At 32.0% G+C, this 23,530-nt stretch carries 23 protein-coding genes; 11 read left to right on the forward strand and 12 right to left on the reverse strand.

Going from position 1 to position 23,530, the window contains the following annotated elements; genetic code table 11:
* Positions 1-12: 12 nt before the first annotated feature.
* The 5 genes from GM3709_RS02955 to ilvN all read right to left on the reverse strand — a co-directional run bounded on the left by GM3709_RS02955 (position 13) and on the right by ilvN (position 4,919).
* Positions 13-744: a peptidase metallopeptidase gene (locus tag GM3709_RS02955; protein ID WP_071828004.1), complete on the reverse strand. Its 732-nt coding sequence runs from the start codon at positions 742-744 to the stop codon at positions 13-15.
* A gap of 81 nt (positions 745-825) precedes the next feature.
* On the reverse strand, positions 826-1,059 hold the full coding sequence (secG, locus tag GM3709_RS02960; RefSeq protein WP_066116135.1) for a preprotein translocase subunit SecG: 234 nt from the start codon (positions 1,057-1,059) through the stop codon (positions 826-828).
* 119 nt (positions 1,060-1,178) lie between these two features.
* The gene (gene gpmI / locus GM3709_RS02965) at positions 1,179-2,777 is read right to left on the reverse strand and encodes a 2,3-bisphosphoglycerate-independent phosphoglycerate mutase (RefSeq protein ID WP_066116136.1); all 1,599 of its coding nucleotides are present in this window, start codon (positions 2,775-2,777) and stop codon (positions 1,179-1,181) included.
* A gap of 482 nt (positions 2,778-3,259) precedes the next feature.
* Positions 3,260-4,309, reverse strand: a complete 1,050-nt coding sequence (locus GM3709_RS02970; protein WP_066116138.1) for a hemolysin family protein — start codon at positions 4,307-4,309, stop codon at positions 3,260-3,262.
* A 91-nt stretch (positions 4,310-4,400) separates the two neighbouring features.
* On the reverse strand, positions 4,401-4,919 hold the full coding sequence (gene ilvN / locus GM3709_RS02975; protein ID WP_066116139.1) for an acetolactate synthase small subunit: 519 nt from the start codon (positions 4,917-4,919) through the stop codon (positions 4,401-4,403).
* Positions 4,920-5,172: 253 nt separating this feature from the next.
* Here ilvN and GM3709_RS02980 point away from each other — a divergent pair, with 253 nt between their 5' ends.
* From GM3709_RS02980 to GM3709_RS03010, 7 genes are all read left to right on the forward strand, one after another.
* Positions 5,173-5,355, forward strand: coding sequence for a hypothetical protein (locus tag GM3709_RS02980; protein ID WP_066116142.1), 183 nt, complete (start codon positions 5,173-5,175; stop codon positions 5,353-5,355).
* Between the two features lie 242 nt (positions 5,356-5,597).
* A complete protein-coding gene (argH, locus tag GM3709_RS02985) occupies positions 5,598-6,992 on the forward strand; it encodes an argininosuccinate lyase (RefSeq protein WP_066116143.1) in 1,395 nt (464 codons plus the stop codon).
* A 277-nt stretch (positions 6,993-7,269) separates the two neighbouring features.
* Complete coding sequence (locus GM3709_RS02990; RefSeq protein WP_066116145.1) at positions 7,270-8,247, forward strand: hypothetical protein; 978 nt, start codon at positions 7,270-7,272, stop codon at positions 8,245-8,247.
* A gap of 148 nt (positions 8,248-8,395) precedes the next feature.
* The gene (locus tag GM3709_RS02995; protein ID WP_066116147.1) at positions 8,396-9,385 is read left to right on the forward strand and encodes a hypothetical protein; all 990 of its coding nucleotides are present in this window, start codon (positions 8,396-8,398) and stop codon (positions 9,383-9,385) included.
* A 300-nt stretch (positions 9,386-9,685) separates the two neighbouring features.
* Positions 9,686-10,804, forward strand: a complete 1,119-nt coding sequence (locus GM3709_RS03000) for a type IV pilus twitching motility protein PilT (RefSeq protein WP_066116149.1) — start codon at positions 9,686-9,688, stop codon at positions 10,802-10,804.
* Positions 10,805-10,895: 91 nt separating this feature from the next.
* Entirely contained in the window at positions 10,896-12,110 is a 1,215-nt protein-coding gene (locus tag GM3709_RS03005) for a type II secretion system F family protein (protein WP_066116151.1), read from the forward strand.
* Positions 12,111-12,229: 119 nt separating this feature from the next.
* Positions 12,230-12,805 (forward strand): hypothetical protein, encoded by a 576-nt coding sequence (locus GM3709_RS03010; protein WP_066116154.1) that lies wholly within the window; start codon positions 12,230-12,232, stop codon positions 12,803-12,805.
* A 102-nt stretch (positions 12,806-12,907) separates the two neighbouring features.
* On the opposite strand, the gene GM3709_RS03015 is transcribed toward GM3709_RS03010, so the two are convergent.
* A complete protein-coding gene (locus tag GM3709_RS03015; protein WP_066116155.1) occupies positions 12,908-14,392 on the reverse strand; it encodes a protein kinase domain-containing protein in 1,485 nt (494 codons plus the stop codon).
* Between the two features lie 39 nt (positions 14,393-14,431).
* Positions 14,432-14,719 carry a hypothetical protein gene (locus tag GM3709_RS03020; RefSeq protein WP_066116157.1) on the reverse strand — a complete coding sequence of 96 codons (288 nt, stop codon included), beginning with the start codon at positions 14,717-14,719 and terminating at the stop codon, positions 14,432-14,434.
* 268 nt (positions 14,720-14,987) lie between these two features.
* On the opposite strand from GM3709_RS03020, the gene GM3709_RS03025 reads away from it, so the two are divergent.
* Positions 14,988-15,209, forward strand: a complete 222-nt coding sequence (locus GM3709_RS03025; protein ID WP_066116159.1) for a DUF167 domain-containing protein — start codon at positions 14,988-14,990, stop codon at positions 15,207-15,209.
* 18 nt (positions 15,210-15,227) lie between these two features.
* Entirely contained in the window at positions 15,228-16,754 is a 1,527-nt protein-coding gene (locus GM3709_RS03030) for a phosphomannomutase/phosphoglucomutase (RefSeq protein WP_066116161.1), read from the forward strand.
* 123 nt (positions 16,755-16,877) lie between these two features.
* On the opposite strand, the gene GM3709_RS03035 is transcribed toward GM3709_RS03030, so the two are convergent.
* Positions 16,878-18,041 carry an aminotransferase class V-fold PLP-dependent enzyme gene (locus GM3709_RS03035; protein ID WP_066116163.1) on the reverse strand — a complete coding sequence of 388 codons (1,164 nt, stop codon included), beginning with the start codon at positions 18,039-18,041 and terminating at the stop codon, positions 16,878-16,880.
* A 141-nt stretch (positions 18,042-18,182) separates the two neighbouring features.
* On the opposite strand from GM3709_RS03035, the gene GM3709_RS03040 reads away from it, so the two are divergent.
* On the forward strand, positions 18,183-18,512 hold the full coding sequence (locus tag GM3709_RS03040) for a CpeR family transcriptional regulator (protein ID WP_066116166.1): 330 nt from the start codon (positions 18,183-18,185) through the stop codon (positions 18,510-18,512).
* Between the two features lie 101 nt (positions 18,513-18,613).
* On the opposite strand, the gene pdxH is transcribed toward GM3709_RS03040, so the two are convergent.
* Positions 18,614-19,255, reverse strand: a complete 642-nt coding sequence (pdxH, locus tag GM3709_RS03045) for a pyridoxamine 5'-phosphate oxidase (protein WP_066116168.1) — start codon at positions 19,253-19,255, stop codon at positions 18,614-18,616.
* Positions 19,256-19,354: 99 nt separating this feature from the next.
* Between pdxH and GM3709_RS03050 the strand changes: the two genes are divergently transcribed.
* Positions 19,355-20,368 carry a hypothetical protein gene (locus GM3709_RS03050; RefSeq protein WP_231937608.1) on the forward strand — a complete coding sequence of 338 codons (1,014 nt, stop codon included), beginning with the start codon at positions 19,355-19,357 and terminating at the stop codon, positions 20,366-20,368.
* Between the two features lie 184 nt (positions 20,369-20,552).
* Here GM3709_RS03050 and GM3709_RS03055 read toward each other — a convergent pair whose 3' ends face one another.
* The 3 genes from GM3709_RS03055 to GM3709_RS03065 all read right to left on the reverse strand — a co-directional run bounded on the left by GM3709_RS03055 (position 20,553) and on the right by GM3709_RS03065 (position 23,439).
* Positions 20,553-21,548 (reverse strand): L-lactate dehydrogenase, encoded by a 996-nt coding sequence (locus GM3709_RS03055; protein ID WP_066116171.1) that lies wholly within the window; start codon positions 21,546-21,548, stop codon positions 20,553-20,555.
* 83 nt (positions 21,549-21,631) lie between these two features.
* A complete protein-coding gene (locus GM3709_RS03060; RefSeq protein WP_066116173.1) occupies positions 21,632-22,024 on the reverse strand; it encodes a thioesterase family protein in 393 nt (130 codons plus the stop codon).
* A gap of 167 nt (positions 22,025-22,191) precedes the next feature.
* Complete coding sequence (locus GM3709_RS03065; protein WP_082712930.1) at positions 22,192-23,439, reverse strand: NAD(P)/FAD-dependent oxidoreductase; 1,248 nt, start codon at positions 23,437-23,439, stop codon at positions 22,192-22,194.
* Positions 23,440-23,530 lie beyond the last annotated feature (91 nt).

Genomic DNA, 23,530 nt, shown 5'->3' on the forward strand with positions numbered 1-23,530 from the left:
CATTGTTTATTATCAAATATTCCAACCTAAACGGGTGGGTTGCTGATAAATTTTTTTGAGAGTATTTATATCTTGAGGAGAAATAACAGGAATTTCTCTTGTGTGGGAATGATACATAACATCAGTAATATTTAAACTGTGTCCCCAAATACCGATGGCATGACCTAATTCGTGGGTAAGATTAGTTACTAGGTAGTCAAATGTTTGATGAGGATTGACTTCGATCGACATTTTGTGTCGTAATTGAGGAGGTTTAGTATCCGTTAAATAGAATTTAACCGTAGTCGTGGCTGCTTTTGCTCTAGGAAGATTGTATAAGCCTGTTTGGGGGTTTATTTCCGCTTTAAATTGAGGATAACGACGATAAATAAGAATATCTGCATTTTCTGGATTATCTACTTCTGTTAATGATATATAAATATTCCATGACTCGATCGCAATTCTAACGGCTTTTTGCCATTGATGAAACTGAGTTAAACCAGATGGAGATAAATCTTGATCAGGAGATTGCAGATACACTTTAACAGGAAAATCAGACCAAATCAAATAACCAGCCAAATGAGGTTCAATTTCACTAAAATAATCTTCCTTAATTTTAGATGTCCAATTTTGTAAAGATATAGGTAAAGGATGAACTTTTAAAGTAGGTAAATTAGTCTCTTTAGCTTTGACACTATTATTAATAGTAATGAAAATACCACTGCTTAACAATAAAATGAAAATAAAATTTACAACGGCTTTCATAAGAGCTAAAGCATTGATTTCAATTTGAATAATCTCAAATAATTGCTAATGACTAATTGCTAATTGCTAATGACTAAATTTCTAATTATTCAACCATCCTGCACTCAAAACAACAGTTAAGCTAATAAAAGTTAGACTTAAAATCCATGTCACACGATTAAGAGTTGCTTCTGCACTTTTTGTGCTGGAAAAAAGTTGTGCTTGTCCTCCAATACCTCCTAATCCATCACCTTTAGGAGAATGTAATAACACTAAAACTGTTAATAATCCGGCAGATACTGCCCAAACAATTTGAACTACTTGATAAACACCCATAATTATTTAAGTCTATGATTCTATTCAAACCATTATATATCTGAACATACCCAGATTCTCCGTAAGGTTTGACAGCAGTTTTCATTTCTTTAAACTGACTCTGCATTCTCCTTTATTATTTAAACAGCAACACTAATGGGAGTGCGACTTTTTTTGACTTCATATTCTGGTTTTGTAATTAAAGATTCTCCTGTCATTTCTTGGGGTTTAGGCAGTTGTAAAATATCGAGAATTGTGGGGGCAATATCTGCCAATTTACCGTTTTCTTTGAGTTTAACATTACCACCATGACCAATTATTTTACGTCCTTCTCCTTCAACTAAAATAAAAGGTACTTGATTAGTGGTATGAGCAGTCCAAGGATTACCGTTTTCATCTTTCATGTATTCTGCATTACCATGATCCGCCGTTATTAATACAGTACCACCTACTTGATTAATAGCTTTCAACAGTTTACCTAAACAAGTATCAACGGTTTCGATCGCAGTTTGAGCGGCATCTAATTTGCCTGTATGACCTACCATATCAGGATTTGCATAGTTCATCACCACGAGAGAATAGATACCTTTTGTAATAGCATCACACGCTACGGTGGTTAATTCCATAGCAGACATGGCCGGAGCTTTATCATAGGTTGCAACCATAGGACTTTGTACCAATTCTCGATCTTCTCCCTCTAAAGGTTGCTCTAATCCACCATTGAAAAAATAAGTAACGTGGGGATATTTTTCGGTTTCTGAAACACGAAATTGTTTTAATCCTGCATTGGCAATGACTTCTCCAAGAATATTAGTTAAATACTGAGGTTCAAAAACCACTTTTACGGGTAAATTGGGATCGTATTGAGTAAAGGTAGCGAAATGAAGGTTCTCAATTTTTTGCCGTTCAAAACCGTTAAAATTATCCATGGTGAAAGCATAACATATTTGTCGGGCTCGATCGGGACGAAAATTATAGAATATTACAGCATCCCCTTCTGTAATTGCACCTTCAGCAATACGAGTTGGTTCAATAAATTCATCGTTGATGCCTTCTTTATAAGAATCTTCTATTACCTCTATAGTCGTTCTACCATCTCCTGTACCATCTATAGTGTATAAATCATAGGCTTTTTGAACTCTATCCCAACGGCGATCGCGATCCATGGCATAATAACGACCACAAATAGTGACAATTTTACCTACACCAATTTTTTTTATATGTTCTTCGATCGTTCTAACATACTTTACAGCATCATTGGGGTTTGTATCTCTACCATCTGTAATAAAGTGAACGCAAACTTCTGAAACACCCTGTAACTTAGCCAAATCCAATAAACCAATTAAATGATCTAAATGAGAATGAACACCGCCATCGGAACATAATCCCATTAAATGTAATTTTCCTTGAGATTTAATGACATTCTGACAGATTTCTTCTAATACAGGATCTTTGAAAATTGAACCATCTTCCACAGCATCCGAAATTCTCACTAATTCTTGGGGAACAACTCGTCCCGCTCCTAAATTCAAATGTCCTACTTCAGAATTACCCATTTGTCCATTCGGTAATCCAACAGCTCTACCCGATGCATTGATGAGAGTATTAGGATAAACTTCTAGCAGACTATCCATAACAGGTGTTTTAGCTAAAGCGATCGCATTATCCTGTGAATCTTCCCGATAACCCCAACCATCCAGAATTACTAACACGACGGGAGATATTGGTGTTTGAGTCATAACATTTACCTAGTATAAAATTGTAAAAATAGCTGCAATTAGATAATAACATTGACAATTAATTACGGTGAATCATTTTTCAACTTTACTTGACATGAACAAAAACAAAAGAAAAACTCTTATAATCACTGAGTTTTAGTTTTTTAAATTTCTTAATCATTGGTTTTACAACTATAACTGCTATCTTACATCAACTTAGAGACGAAAATAGAGGATACAATAAAAGTGGTTAAAAAACTTGTTTATGTCAATTTTCACCGTTAAATTAAGATATTTCGATTAATTGATAACAATATCAGAAAGTAGATCTTTAAGACAATATTAAGATTTTTTTTGTCAAGAAAAGCACAAATTTGGAATGTAGAATTTATAAATCTAAAGAAGTGAGAATATCAAGATATAGCAATTTTGCATCAATCGTCAAAATTTTACCTAAAACCTAACACCTTCCCCCATCAAAATACTTTTTCAGCAACCCCTAATTAATTGTTCATGTCTCCTACACCTTTAGAGATCAAAAGTCGTTCTCTTTTTTTTCTTGCAATTTCTCTAAGACTAACAATTTTGTCAGTTTCATCAACAATATCTCCCGTCAAAACTTCTAACACATCTTCTAAAGTAACCACTCCAGAAACGCCTCCATATTCATCAATTACTACCATTAAATGTTGCCTAATTTCTTGGAAATGTTTTAATAATCGATTGGCTCTAATAGTTTCGGGTACAAAATTAGCCGTTCGAGTTAAATTAGCGACTTTTTCTTCTTGTTTTCCTTGAATAATTGCGGCTAATAATTCACTCTTAAAAGCAATACCAATTACATCATCAATAGAGTCTTGTACGACTAAAATACGAGTATGTTCAGATTTAATAACAACGTCTTGACAATCTTTTAAAATGAGATCTCCTTTAAGATAGGTAATGATAATTCTAGGAGTCATTATATCAGAAGCAGATAGATCATTAAGATGGAAAACACGATTAATCATTTCTGCTTCATTGACTTCAATTACGCCTTCATTACTACCAATATTTGTTAACAATTTTATCTCCATTTCATTCGTTGTGGGCAATACTTTTCCTTGAGTAAAAGGTTCAGTAATTTTCTCTATTAACCACACTAAAGGACTTAATATTAAGGTTAAAAATTGTGTAGGTAATGCTAATAATAATGCTAAATTATCAGCATATCTTTGACCGATAGTTTTGGGTAATATTTCTCCGAAAATAATAATTAAAAAAGTTAATAATGCAGAAAAAAGTCCTAATAATCTATTCCCTAAAACTTCGGTTGCTAAACTACCAATTATAATACTACCAACGATATTAAAAATATTATTGAGCATAACAATCGTAGCGATCGGTCGGCTCATTTTTTTCTTAATTTTTAACAAAGCTAAAGCCGGTGTTTTTTTTGATTGAGCCCATTGTTTTACCTTTATATCGGAAACGGATAATATAACTGTTTCTGTTAAAGAACAAATAGCTGAACCTAATAAAACTACAATTACGATCGAAAAAAGAGTTAACATAATAATTGGGTTTAAAAATCCCAGTTGGAAAAGAAATAAGTGAACAAATAAATATGATCTAATTTATCAATTGCTAATTGCTAATTGTTGGTTATATTTTCGCTTCCAAAGATTTTAAGTATTCAGTATTAACCCCTGATTCTCTTACTAAAGCAACTTTTCCAGTTCTTGCTATTTCTTTTATCCCAAATTTATTTAACATAGAAATAATAGCGACCATTTTACCCGGATCTCCAACCACTTCCAAAGTTAAACTGTCATCAGACATATCTACTACCCTAGCCCGAAAAATTTGGACAATTTGTAGAATTTCTCCCCTAGTATTGGCATTGGTGCTAACTTTTACTAACATTAACTCTCTTTCTACACAAGGAATTTTAGTAATATCAGTAACTTTGATTACATTAATTAACTTATGTAACTGTTTTGTTAGCTGTTCGATCGTGTCTTCATCCCCAGGTACAACCATCGTAATGCGTGAAATATTACCTTGTTCTGTCGGTCCTACAGCTAGACTTTCAATATTAAAACCTCTACGGGCAAATAATCCCGCAATTCTTGTCAAAACTCCTGCTTCATCTTCTACTAATACAGAAATAGTATGCTTCATTGATATTTAGATTCTTGATAATTAACAATAAAAGTTACATTACAACTCTTTTTTTGACTAGATTTTCTCATCAGTCAAATTTGAATTTAACCTTTCATTGTATCAATTAACCATCAAGAATGAATAATAATGTGGTTATTTTAGAAGCCATCCTTTAACTGTTAAAGGATAATAACATTTGCAAAGAAATGAGACTCTTGTGTTTATAATCAAAGATGAATAAATCAATTTAATTTACTTACTATTTTTTTCTATGGATTTCTCTATTTATGATGTTATCAATCATACGGTTATTTTAGCTCAGGTGATCGAAGATCCTGATATTATTGGTCAAATGTCCGATGCTTGGAAAAATTTTGTGGAAACTGGACAGATTTGGGCTTTATTAATCGGTATGTTTTTTGGTTATACTTTTGCAAATTTTACTCGATTTTAAATATTAATGCTTTGTCGAAGAAAATAATTTAATTTTAATTGGAGATAGACAAAAGACAACTGACAAGAGTTTTTTGTAACAGAAAAATAATGTCTCAACAAGTTTACAACATACTCAATGGTGATTAAAACTCGAATTAATTATTGTCTATTTTTATAAAACAATCTTGAATGTAACCAATAATACTATTTATCAATCACCTTCAACAAAAAATATCTATAGTAATTAATATATAATTAACCGTGACAAAACAACAGACTTGGAGCGATCGCTTTGAAACCTCTTTACATCCAGTTATCGCCGTTTTTAATGCCAGTATTGGCTTTGATATTGAATTAATCGAATATGATCTCACTGGATCAACCGCTCATGCTAAAATGCTCGGTCATACGGGTATTATTACCCCAGAAGAAGCCGAAACTCTCATCAATGGTTTAGCCCAAATTCGTCAGGAATACCGAGACGGCAATTTTAATCCGGGAGTGGATCAAGAAGATGTACACTTTGCCGTAGAAAGACGCTTAACGGAAATTGTGGGAGATGTGGGTAAAAAGTTACATACTGCTCGTTCTCGTAATGATCAAGTAGGTACTGATACTCGGCTATATTTACGGGATCAAATTCAGCAAATACAAGGATTATTGAGAGATTGGCAACAAGCCTTATTAAACCATGCAGAGAAACACATTGAGACCTTAATTCCGGGTTATACTCACCTACAACGGGCGCAACCCATAAGTTTAGCTCATCATCTGATGGCATACTGTCAAATGGCACAGCGAGACTGGGAAAGATTGGAACAAATTTACGATCGAACTAATATCTCTCCTTTAGGTTGTGGAGCCCTAGCAGGTACTACATTTCCCATCGATCGTCATTTCAGTGCAAAAGAGTTAGGATTTACCTCTGTATATGAGAATAGCCTAGATGGAGTCAGCGATCGAGATTTTGCCATTGAATTTTTATGTGCCTCTAGTTTAATTATGGTACACCTTAGTCGTATCAGTGAAGAAATGATTTTATGGGCATCTCAAGAATTTAGTTTTATTACCCTAAAAGACAACTGCTCTACGGGTTCAAGCATTATGCCTCAAAAGAAAAACCCTGATATTCCCGAATTAGTTAGAGGAAAAACAGGGCGAGTTTTCGGGCATTTACAAGCCTTATTAACCATTATGAAAGGTTTACCCCTTGCTTATAATAAAGACTTGCAAGAAGACAAAGAGGGCATTTTTGACACGGTTAACACCGTGAAAGGTTGTTTATCTGCCATGACGATTTTACTATCAGAAGGTTTAGAATTTCGCACCAGTCGTTTAGAAGAGGCGGTTAACGAGGACTTTTCCAATGCTACCGATGTAGCGGATTATTTAGCCTCTAAAGGTGTGCCTTTCCGTGAAGCCTATAATTTAGTAGGTAAAGTCGTCAAAACCAGTTTAGCAGTAGGAAAACTGCTCAAGGATTTAACCCTAGAAGAATGGCAACAATTACACCCTGCTTTTGAATCTGACATCTATGATGCGATCGCACCAAAACAAGTGGTATCAGCTCGTAATAGCTATGGAGGAACAGGTTTTGAACAAATTAAAATTGCGATCTCCAATTTAAAAAGGAAGATGTTTAATAATGGACAATAAACAATTTACAGTTGGTAAGCTTAAACCCATCAACATTTACTGATAAAGATTAAGACTAGAAGAGTGGAAGGCTAAGGAGATTGTGCTTATACTCGAACAAAAAAACTACAAGTAGAGAGATTTTAGGTTAATTTTTCCTTAATTTTTCTACCTATTACTCATCAACTGTTACCTTACTTCATCAACAATTTGATAGTTCTTCAGGTAAGATCCCAAAAATATGGAGTATAATTTTTATAATTAGAGCCTTTTAAAATTAAATTATTGTAACCTAGCGATGACAAACAAAACTCGTACCCCATTAAAATCTTGGTGGAATCGTCCTCTTGTCGGTAGTGTTAGTTTAATTGAGAGAATTGTAGGTGCATTAAACCCTCAACCAGTGCCAGAATTAGCTTTATCTCTTCATGATACAGAATGGGAAGAGTTGGGAAAAATAGTACCAACTTTGACGATGTTGGACAATGAACAATATACTTCTGAATTTTTGTTTTACATCAGTATTAAAAATAAGTTAGAACAAAATTTAGATGACTATAAAGGGTTACAAAAATTTATCAGAATTTTTAGTTTTGCCATCAAAAATATTCATCATTTTCGTGTTATTAGAAGAATTGAGTTAGATTTTCAAGGTAGAAGTCAATTAGAATTATATAACTTTGTAGAAGAACAGTTACACGTAAGTTATGATCCCATTCTTTTTCACCAATTAGTTAGTAATGAAATACAAGAATTATTAGAAAAAATCCTGAATGAACCGACTCAAAAAGCTCTATTAGCTTATAAAACAGCTTTAGATGCTATTACTCAAGAAGAAGTAGGATTAAATTTATTACTTTTATTTAAAAAATATAACATAGCTGATTATGCGATTTTTAGCATTGTGAATGATATTCTTAAACAACTTAAAAAACAAGATTTAGATAACTTAAAAGCCCTAGTACTAATTGTAAAAGTTAATTATGACGAGCTAGAAAAATTAGGACAATTAATTGGTATTCCTAATCATGAAGATAAAGTTATTACCTATGCAAAAATAATTCAATATATTGCTTTATCTTATAGATATGAAAATATTGTTTACCGTTTTCAACAATTATTAGAAAACCTGCAAAAATGGTATAAACATTATGAAACTGTGATAGATGTTAGACATCAATATCCTAATCACAAATACAAAATTTCGCCAAAATTTATGGAAAATATTCCTGGAGAGTTGATTTATTTAAAGTATAGAGATTTTATTAAAATTTAAGTGAATTATTTGTATTTTTTGTTCTTATACTTACTTTAATCAGTGAATTTAATAGTTGATGGAAGATTTGAGTGATAGTTATATTTTTCTATTGATTTATTGTTAAAATGGTCGTTGATTTAACAATATTATTTCAATTATTATAATTATGGATAAACAAATAGAGAATAAAATAGAACCATGGTGGAATAAACCTCTATGGGGGGATAAAAGTATGCTAGAAAAAATAGAATCTATCATCCATAAACCCCATGATATTGTACCTCAAGAAGTTATTGATCATCATCAGAGAGTATTTGGAGAATTGAAGCTATTAACTCCTATAGGTAAAGCCTTAGATAGTGATAAATTTAGTAATTTAGAATTTTTAGAATTTGTTAAAATTAGTAGCTTATTTGCTAATGAGATCGGGGAATATAAAGGGTTGAGAAACTATGTCGCCTTATTTCGTGTGGCCGTTGAAGCTAAAAATAGTTTTTTGAAAATAGAACAAATTGAATTATCTTACCGTAGTAGTAAACAACAGCAATTTTATAACTTTGTTTTCAATCTTCTGGAAAAACAACTATCATCGGAAGAATTTGTTATTTCATTAGAAGAAAAACTTGCACAAATTTTATCAGAAATTCAAACAGAAGAAGGAAAAAATGCGCTCAATATTTATGCAGAAACTTTTAAAACTGTAGCACGACAAGATGACTTAGGTTTGAAATTAATTTTCCTTTTTAAAAAGTATCAATTAGAAGATTTTTCTTTACTGCGAGTGATGTCGGATATGGTGCAGTATCTATTAGACAGAGATTTAGGAGATTTTAATGATATTGTTATTCTTGTAAAAGCAAACCAGAAGCGTTTTGAACAATTGGGAAAAATTATTGAGTTACCTTTAGATAAAACTAGAGATGAAGATTATGCGAGAATGCTTCAATATATTGCTATGAAACAAAAACATCAAGTTTCCTATGGTCAATTTCAAAGACTCCTAGAAATGATGACACAATGGACTCATTTTTATTTAATTATTCGAGACATTAGAAGTCATTATTCAGAGTCAGAATTTACTCTTCCTCCTGAGTTTAAACAATCTATTCCGGGATTAGATATTTATCTGAAATATAAAACTTTTTTAGTTAAATAAAGGTGTTAACAATTTATTGACAACCCTGCTCAAAGTATCGAAATAATTCCTTTTAATTAAAATTTATTTGTTGAATACGAAAAGAAAAAATGATTCCTCTCAAAAATGTTATAAAATTTTGAGAAAATGGACATAATTAAAAATATAAAGTTTATAAAATATTGTAACGATCGTTAACAATTCTGCTCCATTAACGATCGATGATTTATTCGGAGTTATTATCTGACGATGTTTAATTTTGTATAAGTCTTAAGGAGCAGTTATATTAAAAATAAGTTTTAGATCTTGGAGAATGGAATTATGGAATTAATGATCGAAGATTTGATGGAACAGTTGGTAGAATTGGGTGGCTCAGATATGCACATTCAGGCAGGAGCACCGATTTACTTTCGTATCAGCGGTAAATTGACTCCCATCGGTGAAGAGCCTTTAAATCCTCAAGAGTGTCAAAAATTAATCTTTAGTATGTTGAATAACACTCAACGGAAAACTCTCGAACAGGAATGGGAGTTGGATTGTTCTTACGGTGTTAAGGGTTTAGCTCGATTTCGGGTTAATGTTTATAAAGAAAGAGGTTGTTATGCGGCTTGTTTACGCGCGTTATCTTCTAAAATCCCTAACTTCGATCAATTGGGTTTACCTGATATTGTCAAGGAAATGACCGATCGACCTAGAGGTCTTATTCTTGTAACTGGTCAAACAGGTTCAGGCAAAACTACGACTTTAGCGGCAATGTTGGATTTAATTAATCGTACTCGTGCTGAACATATCTTAACAGTTGAAGACCCGATCGAGTATGTATTTCCCAATATTAATAGCTTATTTCATCAGCGACAAAAAGGAGAAGATACCAAAAGTTTTGGTAATGCGTTAAAAGCGGCACTGCGGGAAGATCCTGACATTATTCTGGTGGGGGAAATGCGAGATTTGGAAACTATTGCTTTGGCGATTAGTGCGGCGGAAACGGGACACCTCGTATTTGGGACTCTCCATACCAGTTCGGCGGCAGGTACAATTGATCGTATTATTGATGTATTTCCAGCGGCAGAACAAGCACAAATTCGGGCAATGTTATCTAACTCTTTATTAGCGGTATTCGCTCAAACCTTGGCGAAAAAGAAAAACCCTAAACCGGGAGAATTTGGACGAGCAATGGCTCAAGAAATCATGATTATTACCCCTGCGATCGCTAACTTAATACGGGAAGCAAAAGCCGCCCAGATTTACTCAGCTATTCAAACAGGAGGAAAATTAGGAATGCAAACTATGGAACAAGCCTTAGCAGGGTATGTTAAAACAGGAATTATTAGCATAGAAGAAGGATTAGCCAAGAGTAGTAAACCTGATGAATTAAAACGTTTGTTAGCAGGTAGTGGCATTGATGCAGATATGGCAATGACAGGTGGTAAAAGACGCTAAGAATGAGAAATTAGGAATGAGGAATTAACAATCAATAAATTCCCCTAGTCTTCTCCTCTCACTATTAACTATTAATTATTAACTGAAAATTATGGCTACTTTTATTGTTCAAGTTAAAGATAAAGCAGGTAATGTCCTCAATGAAAGAGTGGTTGCCGACTCTCAAGATGAAGCAAGAAGAATTTTGAAAAAACGATTTGCCGCCGTTGGTAAAATCAAAAAAGCTGGAATGGAATTTGACATGGCTAGTATTGAAGCAGCCATGAGTAAAGTTACGGTGAAAGATAAAGCAATTTTTTCTCGTCAATTCGCCGTGTTAGTTAATGCTGGTGTGGCTATTATCCGAACTTTAACAGTACTAGCGGAACAATCTGGCAACCCAAAATTTAAGAAAGCCTTACAGACTATTAGTAGTGATGTACAACAGGGAACAAACCTCTCTGAAGCAATGGCGAAACATCCTGATTGTTTTGATCAACTTTATGTATCGATGGTAGAAGCTGGAGAAACTGGGGGGGTTTTAGATGAGGTAATGAACCGTTTAGCAAAACTATTAGAAGATGTGGCACGGTTACAAAATCAAATAAAATCTGCTATGGCTTATCCTGTTACGGTGGGAATTTTTGCCGTATTGGCTTTTTTAGGGATGACTATTTTCTTAATTCCTGTATTCGCTGGAATTTTTGAGCAATTAGGTGCAGAATTACCTGCTTTAACTCAATTTATGGTGGATTTGAGTGGGTTTTTAAGAAGTCCTAAAGCTGTTATTCCTGTTTTTGTAATTATTGGTCTTGTGTTTGCTTTTAAGCAGTATTACAAAACTCCAGCAGGTAGAATACAAATTGATACTTTCGCCTTAAAAGCTCCTATTTTTGGAGACTTAAACGAAAAAAGTGCTGTAGCCCGTTTTTGTCGAGTTTTTGGTACTTTAACTCGTTCAGGTGTACCGATACTTCAATGTTTAGATATTGTTCAAGAAACGATCTCTAATAAAGTTATTTCCAATGCTGTGGGAGGAGCAAAAGATGCGATTTTAGAAGGAGGAATGCTTAGTGTGGCGATCGCTGAGAAAAAAGTATTTCCAACTATGGCAATACAGATGATGATGATTGGTGAGGAAACAGGGGAATTAGACTCTATGATGATGAAAGTAGCAGACTTTTATGAAGATGAAGTTGAACAAGCCGTAAAAGCCTTAACTAGCGTTATTGAACCTTTAATGATGGTGGGTATTGCGGGAATGGTAGGGACAATTTTATTATCTATGTATTTACCAATGTTCGCTATATTCGATCAACTTGGCTAAAAAATCATGAAGAATAGACATCGATCGAATATATTTGTTCAATGTCTGAAACCTTTGTAGAGATGTTTTACCAAACCAAAATGTCTCTACTATTATTTATTTTCTATCTAATTAATATCATGAGTGTAAAACAATCAGATTATGAAACGGTATTAGGTGATTATAGTAGTCGAGATCGTATTGTTTCTTTGTTAAGTCAGTATCGTCAATATTTAGAAATGATCCCTAGTATGAGAAGACCAAGAGATAGCGTTATCTCTATACCTTTACCCTTAGCAAAAGTCCGAAACTTAAGAACTGTATCGGGAGATAATTTAAGTGAAGTTTGTTTAAATGAAATAACACCTATTCCTTGTGATATAGCCGTTTTAATGTGTGATCCTGAGTGGAAAATTAAAATGGGAGTGGAAATATTAATTTTTATTCATCGTCCAGAAGAAGACTTCTCCAATTTACTAAGACGTTGGCGACAATCACAAATTTATCTTCATAAGGAATATGAATGGGTTATGCCACAGACGGAAGAACATATGTTTAGTGATTTAGCAGAGGAAATTCATCCATTATTTATCGTTTTCCCTCAAACTCCTGATAGAATCAAAAAAGGGTTATCCGGAGCTTCTTTACCTTACATTGAATACTCCTGTGAGACTATTACTGATAATAATAATTTACATTCTTTTGTGAATAGTTAAGATGTAATCTCGAATGTCTGAAAAAAGAAAACTCACTATATGAAAATTTTAATGATTTTATAATAATCTTAAAAGATGTAATTTTTATTGATTTTAGCTTATTTAATTTGGACATAAAGGTCCCGGACATAATGGAATCACAGTATTTCTCTTTCCTTTCCATTTTTGGCTTAAATCAAGGGCTTCTTTTTTTCTAGAACTACTTTGAGGTACTTTATTTAATGTCTCTAATGCTAAGTTTAAATTGTTTTGGTTTTCCTTTATATCTCTGGCTTTTTCAATGATTTTTCCTGACCAATCATCAATATATTGTAATGATTGATCATATTCTTGAGAATTTTTAGCTATTTTAAGAGCAATATCGATCGCTTCACTATAATTGTTTTTATTTGCTTCTGTTTGGGCTAAACCTAACCTACATTTGTCTAAAAATTGTTCTGTAATCTTGGTTACGATCGATAAAGATTGTACTTTATCAGAATCAATTAAAGCGATACAATCATCATATTTTTTTTCACTATAAAAGGTGTGTAAATCTGTGATTATATTATTAACTTTACGATAGTATAAATAAGTTTTTAAAAATGCTCCTGCTACTATTAAAAATGTAGTAATAATAATAACTATAGTTTGAGGTGTTTTAATTGTTCTTAAAATATCAGAACTTAAGTTGTGTCTTAAAAGATTATTTTTTAAAGACGTATTACTATGTTGATAGAGGGGGGTAGGAATAATGATTTCTGTGGGAGAATATTGGTTATGATTTTGACCTGAACTTTTCTGTTCAACTGAAGATAAATAATTATTAATATCTATTAAAATTTCTTCTATATTTTGATACCTCTTAGATATTTGAGGAGCGATCATTTTATTAAGAATATATACTAATTTATTATTAACTTTTATTTCTTGTTCCCAGATAATTTTTCCTTCTTCATCTTCTTTTAATTCATAAATTTTTTTACCAATAATCATGGTTATAATTACCATACCTAAACTATATATATCACTAGCATAAATTAATTTTCCTCTAATTTTTTCTGGTGATAAATAAAGTCTATCTTCTACGGTTACTGTTTCTATTAAATCTCCTCGATCGACAATATTAACATCTAAATTCGTTATTAATAATACAGGATTAGTCATTAATAATTGAATAATATTTTCGGGATTAATATTGCCATGAAGAAAATTATTTTGATGAAAAATATTAAGGCTTTCTAAAGTATACTTTAAATTTTCGATCGTGTCAGATTCAGACCATAAACGATTATTTTTAATTAACTGTTTTAAGCTAACTCCTTGAATAATATCTTCCACCAACATAATCTGATTATTTAATTTAACAATGTCTATGACAGGAGGACATCTAAAATAAGAATCATTTTGACAAAAATCGTTAATTTTTTTTCGAGATTCAATAAATTTTGTGATGGCATCATCAGTAAATGAATTTAAAAAATATTGTTTAACAATACATAGTTGATTATTTTGTTTGATATTTTCAGTTAAATATACTTTTTGATAGTCTAAATCTGTTAAAATATCAATGATTTTGTATTGAGAAAGAATAAGATTATTGTTCATAAAATTACATCCTTTTCTTCTTCTTTCGTGTTAATGTTTTTAAACTCTTCGCCATGCCCTCAACTGATTACCACAACGGAAAAGAATACAAGTTGCTAGACTAAAACGTTGAACCATAGAAATTAAAACATCTGTATTTTCTTTAATTACTTCCAAAAAATGAGGACAATCTTCAAAATTAAGACATAAAACCGTAGAGTAATTCCAAGTTTCCCTATAAATTTTACATTCTGGAGGTAAGATCGCCACGAAATAACGAAATCTACTTAACACCTCTTGTTCAAAATCATAACTGGTAGATTTTACGAACGATCGTGATTCTGACATGGAGAATTACCTCTCAACTGCTTATATTTTTAAGCTACCACTGTTTTTTGTTTTTCGATCAAAAATTTTTCCGTAAATTTTGTATGATGAGATATTTTTATGATTAACAACATTACAGAGCTTTTCCAATGAATAAACTACATTTTTTTATCTCTCGCAAAGTCGCAAAGTGGTGAGAGAGAATGCAAAGTGTGTTTTAAAGAAATAAAAACGGGTGTAATTCAAAATAGTAACAAAAGTTAAAATATAGAGAAATTGATCACTAATAATGAAAATCAATGTCAAAGTTAAACCAAACTCCAAACAACAAAAAATAGAAGAAAACAACGAAGGTGTCTGGATTATAAATCTAAAATCTCCTCCTGTCGATGGTAAAGCCAATCAAGAATTAATTTCTCTCATTGCAAAACAATTCAAGGTAAAAAAATCTCAGGTTAATATTAAATCAGGATTATCTAGTCAACATAAAGTTATAGAGATAATTCAGTAACTTACAAATTTATTGATCATGGTAAATATTAATTGGCAAAAATTGCAAAACGGCTCGGATATTAGGGGGGTTGCGTTAACAGGGGTGGAAGGAGAAGAGGTTAACCTTACTCCTGATGTTGTAGCTATTATTGGTAAGGCTTTTACTGTTTGGTTAAGTCAACAACAAAATAAGTCTATTTCTGAGTTAACCATCTCCATCGGTAGAGATAGTCGTTTATCTGGAGAAACTTTGATGAATGCTATTATGAACTCGATCGAGCAATTAGGAGTAATAGTATATGATTTTGGTATCGCTTCAACTCCTGCTATGTTTATGAGTACCGTTACCGATGGTTTTGAGTGTGATGGTGGCATTATGTTAACTGCCAGTCATTTACCTTTTAATCGCAATGGCTTAAAATTTTTTACAAATAAAGGTGGTTTAGAAAAACAAAATATCACCGATATTCTTACTTTGGCACAAAAAAACGAATTTCCTATTAATCAAGGAAAGGGTTGCATCGAAAAACGAGATTTTATGTCAGTTTATGCTAGTCAATTTGTACAAAAAATTCGAGAAGGGGTAAATCACCCTCATCATTTTGATACCCCCTTACAAGGCTTAAAAATTATTGTGGATGCGGGGAATGGTGCAGGAGGTTTTTATGCCACGAAAGTCTTGCAACCTTTAGGCGCGGATATAGAAAACAGTCAATTTTTAGAACCTGATGGCAATTTTCCCAATCATATCCCTAATCCAGAAAATAAGGAAGCCATGATGTCTATTTGTCAGGCAGTTATTAATCATCGGGCAGATTTTGGTATTATTTTTGACACAGATGTCGATCGAAGTGCGGCGGTTGACAGTCAAGGAAAAGAGTTAAATCGTAACAAATTAATTGCTTTAATTAGTGCCATAATTTTAAAAGAACATCCTCACAGTACGATCGTTACTGACTCTATCACTTCTGACGGTTTAACCAAGTTTATCGAACAAGAATTAAAGGGAAAACATCACCGTTTTAAAAGAGGTTATAAAAATGTAATTAATGAGTCTTTGCGATTGAATCAAGAAGGTATAGAATCATGGTTAGCGATCGAAACATCAGGACACGCTGCATTAAAAGAAAACTATTTTCTCGATGATGGAGCGTATTTAATCACAAAATTATTGATAGAATTAGCTAAATTAAAACTAGATAATAAAGACTTAACTGCATTAATTAATAATTTAGAAGAACCTTTAGAAAGTGAAGAATTTAGGTTAATAATTAAAGCCGAAAATTTCAAAGATTATGGAACTAAAGTTATTGAAAAATTAACAGAATTTAGTGCTAATCAACCTGATTGGAAAATTATACCAAATAATTATGAAGGCATTAGAGTTTCCTGTAAATTACCCGAAGAAAAAGGCTGGTTTTTATTACGTTTATCTCTCCATGATCCTGTTTTACCTTTAAATATTGAGACAAATATTCAGGGTGGAGTTAATAAAATAGCTAATCGTTTAGTCACTTTTTTTAACACATTTGAAGAACTAAATTTGAAAGATTTACTTGAATAAATAGATAATTTTTTTATGGGCTAATATACTTATTTATTATAAACAAAAAAAGCCCTAACTAACTGTTGATAAAAACTTTTCTCTATTTATAATTCTTTCTTTATAAATATAATAAACGATCGATTAAAGATTTGATAAGGTTTTGACTAATGCATCAATTTCTGATTCTAAGGTTAAGTAATGAACACAGGCACGGATACAATAAGGGTTAAGTAAAGTGCGCAAATAAAACCCTTTTTCTTCCAGCATTTTGACTATTTTGTTGGCATCTTGTCCATTTCTCAGGTAAAACGACACTAACCCCGATGCTGGAGGGGTATTTTTTAGGCATTCAATACCATCAATTTTGCTTAATTTTGACCATAAATAACCACTCAATTCACAAATTCTCTGATAACGTTCTTCGATCGTACCCCATTGTTGATGAATCTCGATCGATTCTTGTAAAGCAGAAAATAAGGGATAGGCTGAAGTTCCCACCTCGTAACGACTTCCATCATTATTAAAAGGTAAATCCGGTTGAGTATAATTCAAACCTCGCCATCCGATAAAAGTAGGATGTAAGGAGGAGATTAAATCTTGACGGACATAAAGAAAACCAACTCCACTCGCACCACATAACCATTTATGTCCTGTACAACCATAAAAGTCCACCTGAGAGTCGACTAAATTCAGAGGTAAACTCCCCGCCGATTGTGCTCCATCTACTAAAACTTGAATTTTTTGACGACTATGGCAATAGTTATGACACAATGAGACAATCTCTTTTAAGGGTAACACCTGCCCCGTATTCCACAAAATATGACTCATTACCAATAGTCTTGTATTGGCAGTTAAATGATTTTCAATGACGTTGATGGGATTACCTTCATTAAGAGTTGTAACGATGGGGCAGACAACAACTTTAACCCCAAAACGACGACTAATTTCTTTAACACTAGCAATAACTCCCGGATGTTCAGCATCTGTTAATAAAATCTCTTCTCCTTCCTGCCACTCAATACCCCATAAAGCAATATTACAACTGGCGGTTACATTTTCCGTCAAAGTAATCGTATCAGGATTTACGCTAATTTCAGTGGCGATCGTATTTTTAGTATCTTGAATATTTTTTTGTATCCAACTATTGATTTTGACACCAAAAGGGCCTACTTGCTCAATGTAATTATAGCAATCAATAATTTTTTTTAAGCTCGATCGAGGTAATACCCCTTGTCCGCCAAAATTAAAATAATACTTATTTTCTAAACCGGAAAATTGTTGTCTGTGTAATAAAATATCTGACATATAGCAATTCTATATTAGGGTGTGATTAAAAAGTCTTTTGATTAAGCAGTAGGTATTAGGTTAAATAATTAAAAAAATCAAGGTTTCTAGGCTTTTTCTCAATATAAATATAAACAAATTGGTTTTAAAGAAAATATCGATATGAGTAATGTTACCCTAGGGGAAAAAGTAACTTCTCTTTCAGCGACAAAAAAACTGCAAGTCTGGATTAAAAGTAATCATTTAATCTGTGATGGTAATTTCTTTGTTTTGGAAACGGTGGAATATTCTATGGTAGAACGATTTGAACAATATATTACTATTTTAGGTGGAAGTTTAATTTCTGTAGAATCAAGAAAAAAAATCACCATCGGAAATCGTCGTCAAGTTATTCTCTATCAAGCTAAAGCTAGTTTACATACTCCTTATCATGATTTAAAAGAATATTGGCACAAATACGGCTCTTTATCTACTAAATTCGATCGACGATAATCAATACAATTCTTACAAAATAAAAAATATGATTAATTATCATAATCATAACGATTGCGTCTTGCCTGACTTTTTGCACAAGTCTAGTTAGTATAAGTTTTCTATGGTGCCAAACGCTCTCTAATCCATTCATTATTTTCCAGTCTATAACATAGTCGATCGTGCAAACGATTTTCTCTACCTTGCCAAAATTCGATTATGTGAGGAATCACTCTATATCCTCCCCAATGTGGGGGCCTAGTAATACTACTGTCTTTATACTTTTGCATGACAGCTTTTAAATTACTTTCTAAAACATCTCTATTAGGAATAACTTGACTTTGAGAAGATGCCCAAGCACCAAATTGTGAACCGATAGGCCGACTACAAAAGTATTGATCTGATTCTTCTGGAGTAACTTTTTCCACTTCTCCTTCTATTCTTACCTGTCTTTCTAACTCTCCCCACCAAAATACTAAAGATGCCCAAGGAGTTGTTTCTAAATTTTTTCCTTTGTGACTTTCATAATTAGTAAAAAAAGTAAAGCCTCGATCATCTAAATTTTTCAATAATACTATTCTAGCAGTAGGTTTACCTTTCTGATTGACCGTTGCTAACGTCATCGCATTAGGTTCAATAATTTCTGCCGATAGGGCTTGTTGAAACCAATTTCGGAATTGCTCAAATGGATTTAGACTAGCTTCTACCTCAAGTAACCCCCCTTGAGTATAGTTTTTTCTTAAATCTGCTAAAGATATATTCATAAAAAAAATTTAATATAAATTTAATTGTCCTTTTTATGTTGATATGTAATACTATAGTTAATTTTACCATATTAGATTTTGTAGTAAATTTTATTAAATATGACTAATTCTACTCAAAATAAAAATAATACAGATAATGAATCTCGATCGTGGTATAGTCGTCCACTTTGGGGAAATCAATCTTTTATGACATGGTTTCAATCTATCTTGAATGGTATTTTTAGTCGTAAACTGGAAATTCCTGAAAGTACGATCGCAATATATAAAGATTCTTTTAATTCTCTTAAAAATATATCTGCTTTAGCTCGGACGGTGGATAATGATAAATTTAATAGTCGAGAATTTATCAGCTTTTTAACCTTAAATCGTCAATTCGAGTCTAACACAGGTACTTATGAGGGCTTAAAATATAGTATTGAATTATTAAGAGTCGCCTTAGAAACAAAAGAAAGTTTTTTAAAAATTGAAGCCACAGAAACCCGTTATCGTAGCTACTCTCAACAAGAATTTTATGAATATGTATATGAGTATTTACAAAGAGATTTAACTGTTTCAGAATTTCAAGAATTAATACAACGCCAATTAACAGATATTATACCCAAAATCAAAACTGATGAGGGTAAAGCGGCGATTCAATCCTACGTTAATCAATTGGATATTGTTTGCAAAGATAAACTTGGTTTAAAACTACTTTATCTGTTTAAGCAATACGATATGAGTAATTTTGCTCTGTTGCGTAACGTTGCCGAAATTGCAGACACTTTTTATGATAAGGATTTAGATACTCTCAAAGAGTTTATGGTAGTGGTACAATTGAATGCCGAATTGTTCTTGAAGTTGGGACAAATTATTCAAGTTCCAGTGGGAAAAAATAAACCAGAAACTTATGCTTCAATGTTGCAGTATATCGCCTTAAGAAATAGACATCAAAAATCCTATGGACAATTCCAACAATTGTTAGGATTATTAAAAGAATGGCAAAAATATTACAATCCTTTAATTACTATTCGTCAACAGTATTCTCCAAAAGAATATAAACAACCAGTTATTTTCAGTGATGAAATACCAGGATTAGCTATTTATAATAAATATTGCAGTAATTTAGAAACCTAGATTTTACTAAACAAAAAGCCACAACTTCATTAAAAATTGTATGTCCTAACAAAAAAATGGGGACTTTTGACAAGTGCAATAATCTATAAAAAGGTTAGTTTTTAATTTTTAAAAATCATTGCCATATTACATTATTCCCCATAGTTTTTCGATCGAAATTTTTAGCATATTTTTGATCATCTATCTAAAAACTTACTTGATTAACTATCTCTTTTAAGATTGTAGCCGATCGAACTAATAATTTTTCTTCCTCAACACTTAGATTCAAATTGACAGTTTTTAGGATACCTCTTTCATTGATTACCCTAGGAATACTCAAACAAATATCTTCAATACCATATAGTCCATTCATTAAACCACTAACGGTTAAAATACGTTCTTGAGAATATAAAATAGCTTTTACAATATCAGTTGTAGCTAATCCGATCGCATAAGAAGTATAACCTTTTCGTTGAATAATCTCATAAGCCGCATTTTTCACATGGGAAAAAATACTAGATAGCTTATTTTGTTCTGTTTCTATCAAGCTATCCCAATCATTAGGTACAATTTTTACCCCAGCAATATTGGCACAACTCCATATCGGCACTTCACTATCTCCATGTTCACCAATAATATAAGCATGAACACTACGAGCATCAATACCCATTTCTTGAGCAATTAAAGCACGAAAACGAGCGCTATCTAATACAGTACCAGAACCAATGACTCTTGAACTAGGAAAACCAGTAATTTTTAAAGTCACATAAGTTAAAATGTCCACGGGATTACTAACCACTAAGATAATTGCATCAGGACAATATTTGACCACATCTTTTAAAATATTTTTGTAAATATTAATATTTCGCTCAACCAAACTTAAACGGGTTTCTCCGTCTCTTTGAGCTACTCCTGCGGTAATAATTACTATATCTGCATTTTGTCCCACATCAGCTACAGTACCAGCTTTTAAATCAGTAGGAGGTAGAAAAGGCATCCCATGAGACAAATCCATTATTTCCCCTTCTAATTTTTCCTGTGCTATATCCTGTAAAATTAATTCATCAAAACAATCTTGAATTAACATTGAATAAGCACAAGCCAAGCCAACTTGTCCAAGTCCAATAATAACACCCTTACGAGGGCGTAAAGACGAAGGTATATTTGCAGAAGGATTAGGAATTAAAATTTGTTCAAACATTTTTACACAATATTTTTTTCAAAAGAGTTCATTTTTTATATAACCATAAACAGTTTTATTCTAAGGTTAATATTTGATTAAAATTATAAATTATTTTTGATAATTAAAGGAATTTCTTGAGTTTTTCTTGTTTGTGGATCAATAGAAATATGACGGGTTAAAGCCTTGGCCACTAAATCATTCTCTTTATAGATTTCATAATTAATTTCAAATACTTTATTGTTAACCAGTTTTCGATCGAGAAAAATAATAATTATATCGCCACAAAAAAGAGGTTTAAAAAAATCTATTTCAGCATGAATAATAGGAATAGCAGTTAATTTATTAGCAAAAAAATCTGATAAATTAATAGATAAAGTAGTTAAATATTCTTCATAGGCTTGATGGCAAATAGATAATAAATTAGAAAAATAGACTACTCCAGCCCCGTCAGTATCCGCAAAATATATTTTTCTTTGATAAGTAAATTTAGTCATATATTAATCTTATTTAAGCTAAAAGATTTTGTTGAAATTATAATATATAAAAAGATAAAATAACCTTGCAGAAGTTTTCATTTCTTTAAACCAAACTTTGGATTGTCTTTTGTGACTTTACGAGAGATAAAAATGTGGTTTCTTTATTGGAAAAAGACTATAATTTTTTAAATAATTCGATTATTTTCAGCCAAAGATAATCCAGCCAAATATCCTGTTGTCCAAGCATTTTGAAAATTAAATCCTCCCGTTACTCCATCTATATCTAAAACTTCTCCAGCAAAATATAAATTAGGGCAAATTTTACTCATCATAGTTTTAAAATCTAGTTCTTTCAATGTTACTCCACCACAGGTAACAAATTCATCTTTAAAAATTCCTTTTCCTTCAATAAAATATTGTCCTCTAGTTAATTCAATAGCTAAGTTATCTATTTCTTTTTTATTAATATCAGCCCAAATTTTATCATCATTACTTAAACTATGACTAGCAAGACTTTGCCATAATCTTTTTGGTAAATTAAACTGACTATAATTAATAATTTTTTGCTTAGATACAGTATCTTTTATCTTAAATAATTCTTGTTTTATCGATTCTAAATTATATTCAGGAAGCCAATTAATTATTAACGGTAAATTATATTTATTATCATATAAAATTCTAGCACCCCAAGCAGATAATTTTAAAACAGCAGGGCCACTAACTCCCCAATGAGTAATTAATAAAGCTCCTTTTTGTTCAAGTTTTTTCTTCTGTTTAATATCTATGTATAGAAAAGCATTATTAACACTAACACCGGCTAAATCTTTAATTCTTTTATCATTAATTTTAAAAGTAAATAAAGAAGGAATAGGAGATTGGATAGAGTGACCTAATTTTTTTGCCCATTCATAACCAAGAGGATTACTCCCCGTGGCAATTAAAATTTGCTTTGCTGTCAATATATCTTCTGATTTGAGCAGGATATTAAAACCTAATTCTGACTTAATAATATTTTTGACAGGAGTTTTCGTTAATATCTTTATTCCTAAATTTTGTGCAGTTTTGACTAAACAATCAATAATAGTTTGAGAATCATCAGTGACAGGAAAAATTCTTCCATCTGCTTCAGTTTTTAATTTTATTCCTCTACTTTCAAACCAATTTATTGTGTCTTGAGGTTGAAACCGAGAAAAAGCACTTCTTAACTCTTTCCCTCCACGAGGATAATTATTGACTAAGTCTGTGGGATTCAAACAATGATGAGTAACGTTACATCTACCTCCCCCAGAAATTTTTACTTTCCCTAATAGTTGATTGGTGGCTTCTAAAATAGCGATTTTGAGATTTGTATTATTTATAGCCGTATTAATTGCTCCAAAAAAACCCGCCGCACCACCACCAATAACAATAACATCTAAATCATAAGTCATCATTGACATTCCCTATAATCACAAGACTTTCTCCGTAAACCTTAATTAACCATTATTACTAATCTTCGATCGACTTCAGAAGTACTGCTTGATC

Origin of the sequence: Geminocystis sp. NIES-3709 (assembly GCF_001548115.1) — a bacterium.
Taxonomy (GTDB): domain Bacteria; phylum Cyanobacteriota; class Cyanobacteriia; order Cyanobacteriales; family Cyanobacteriaceae; genus Geminocystis.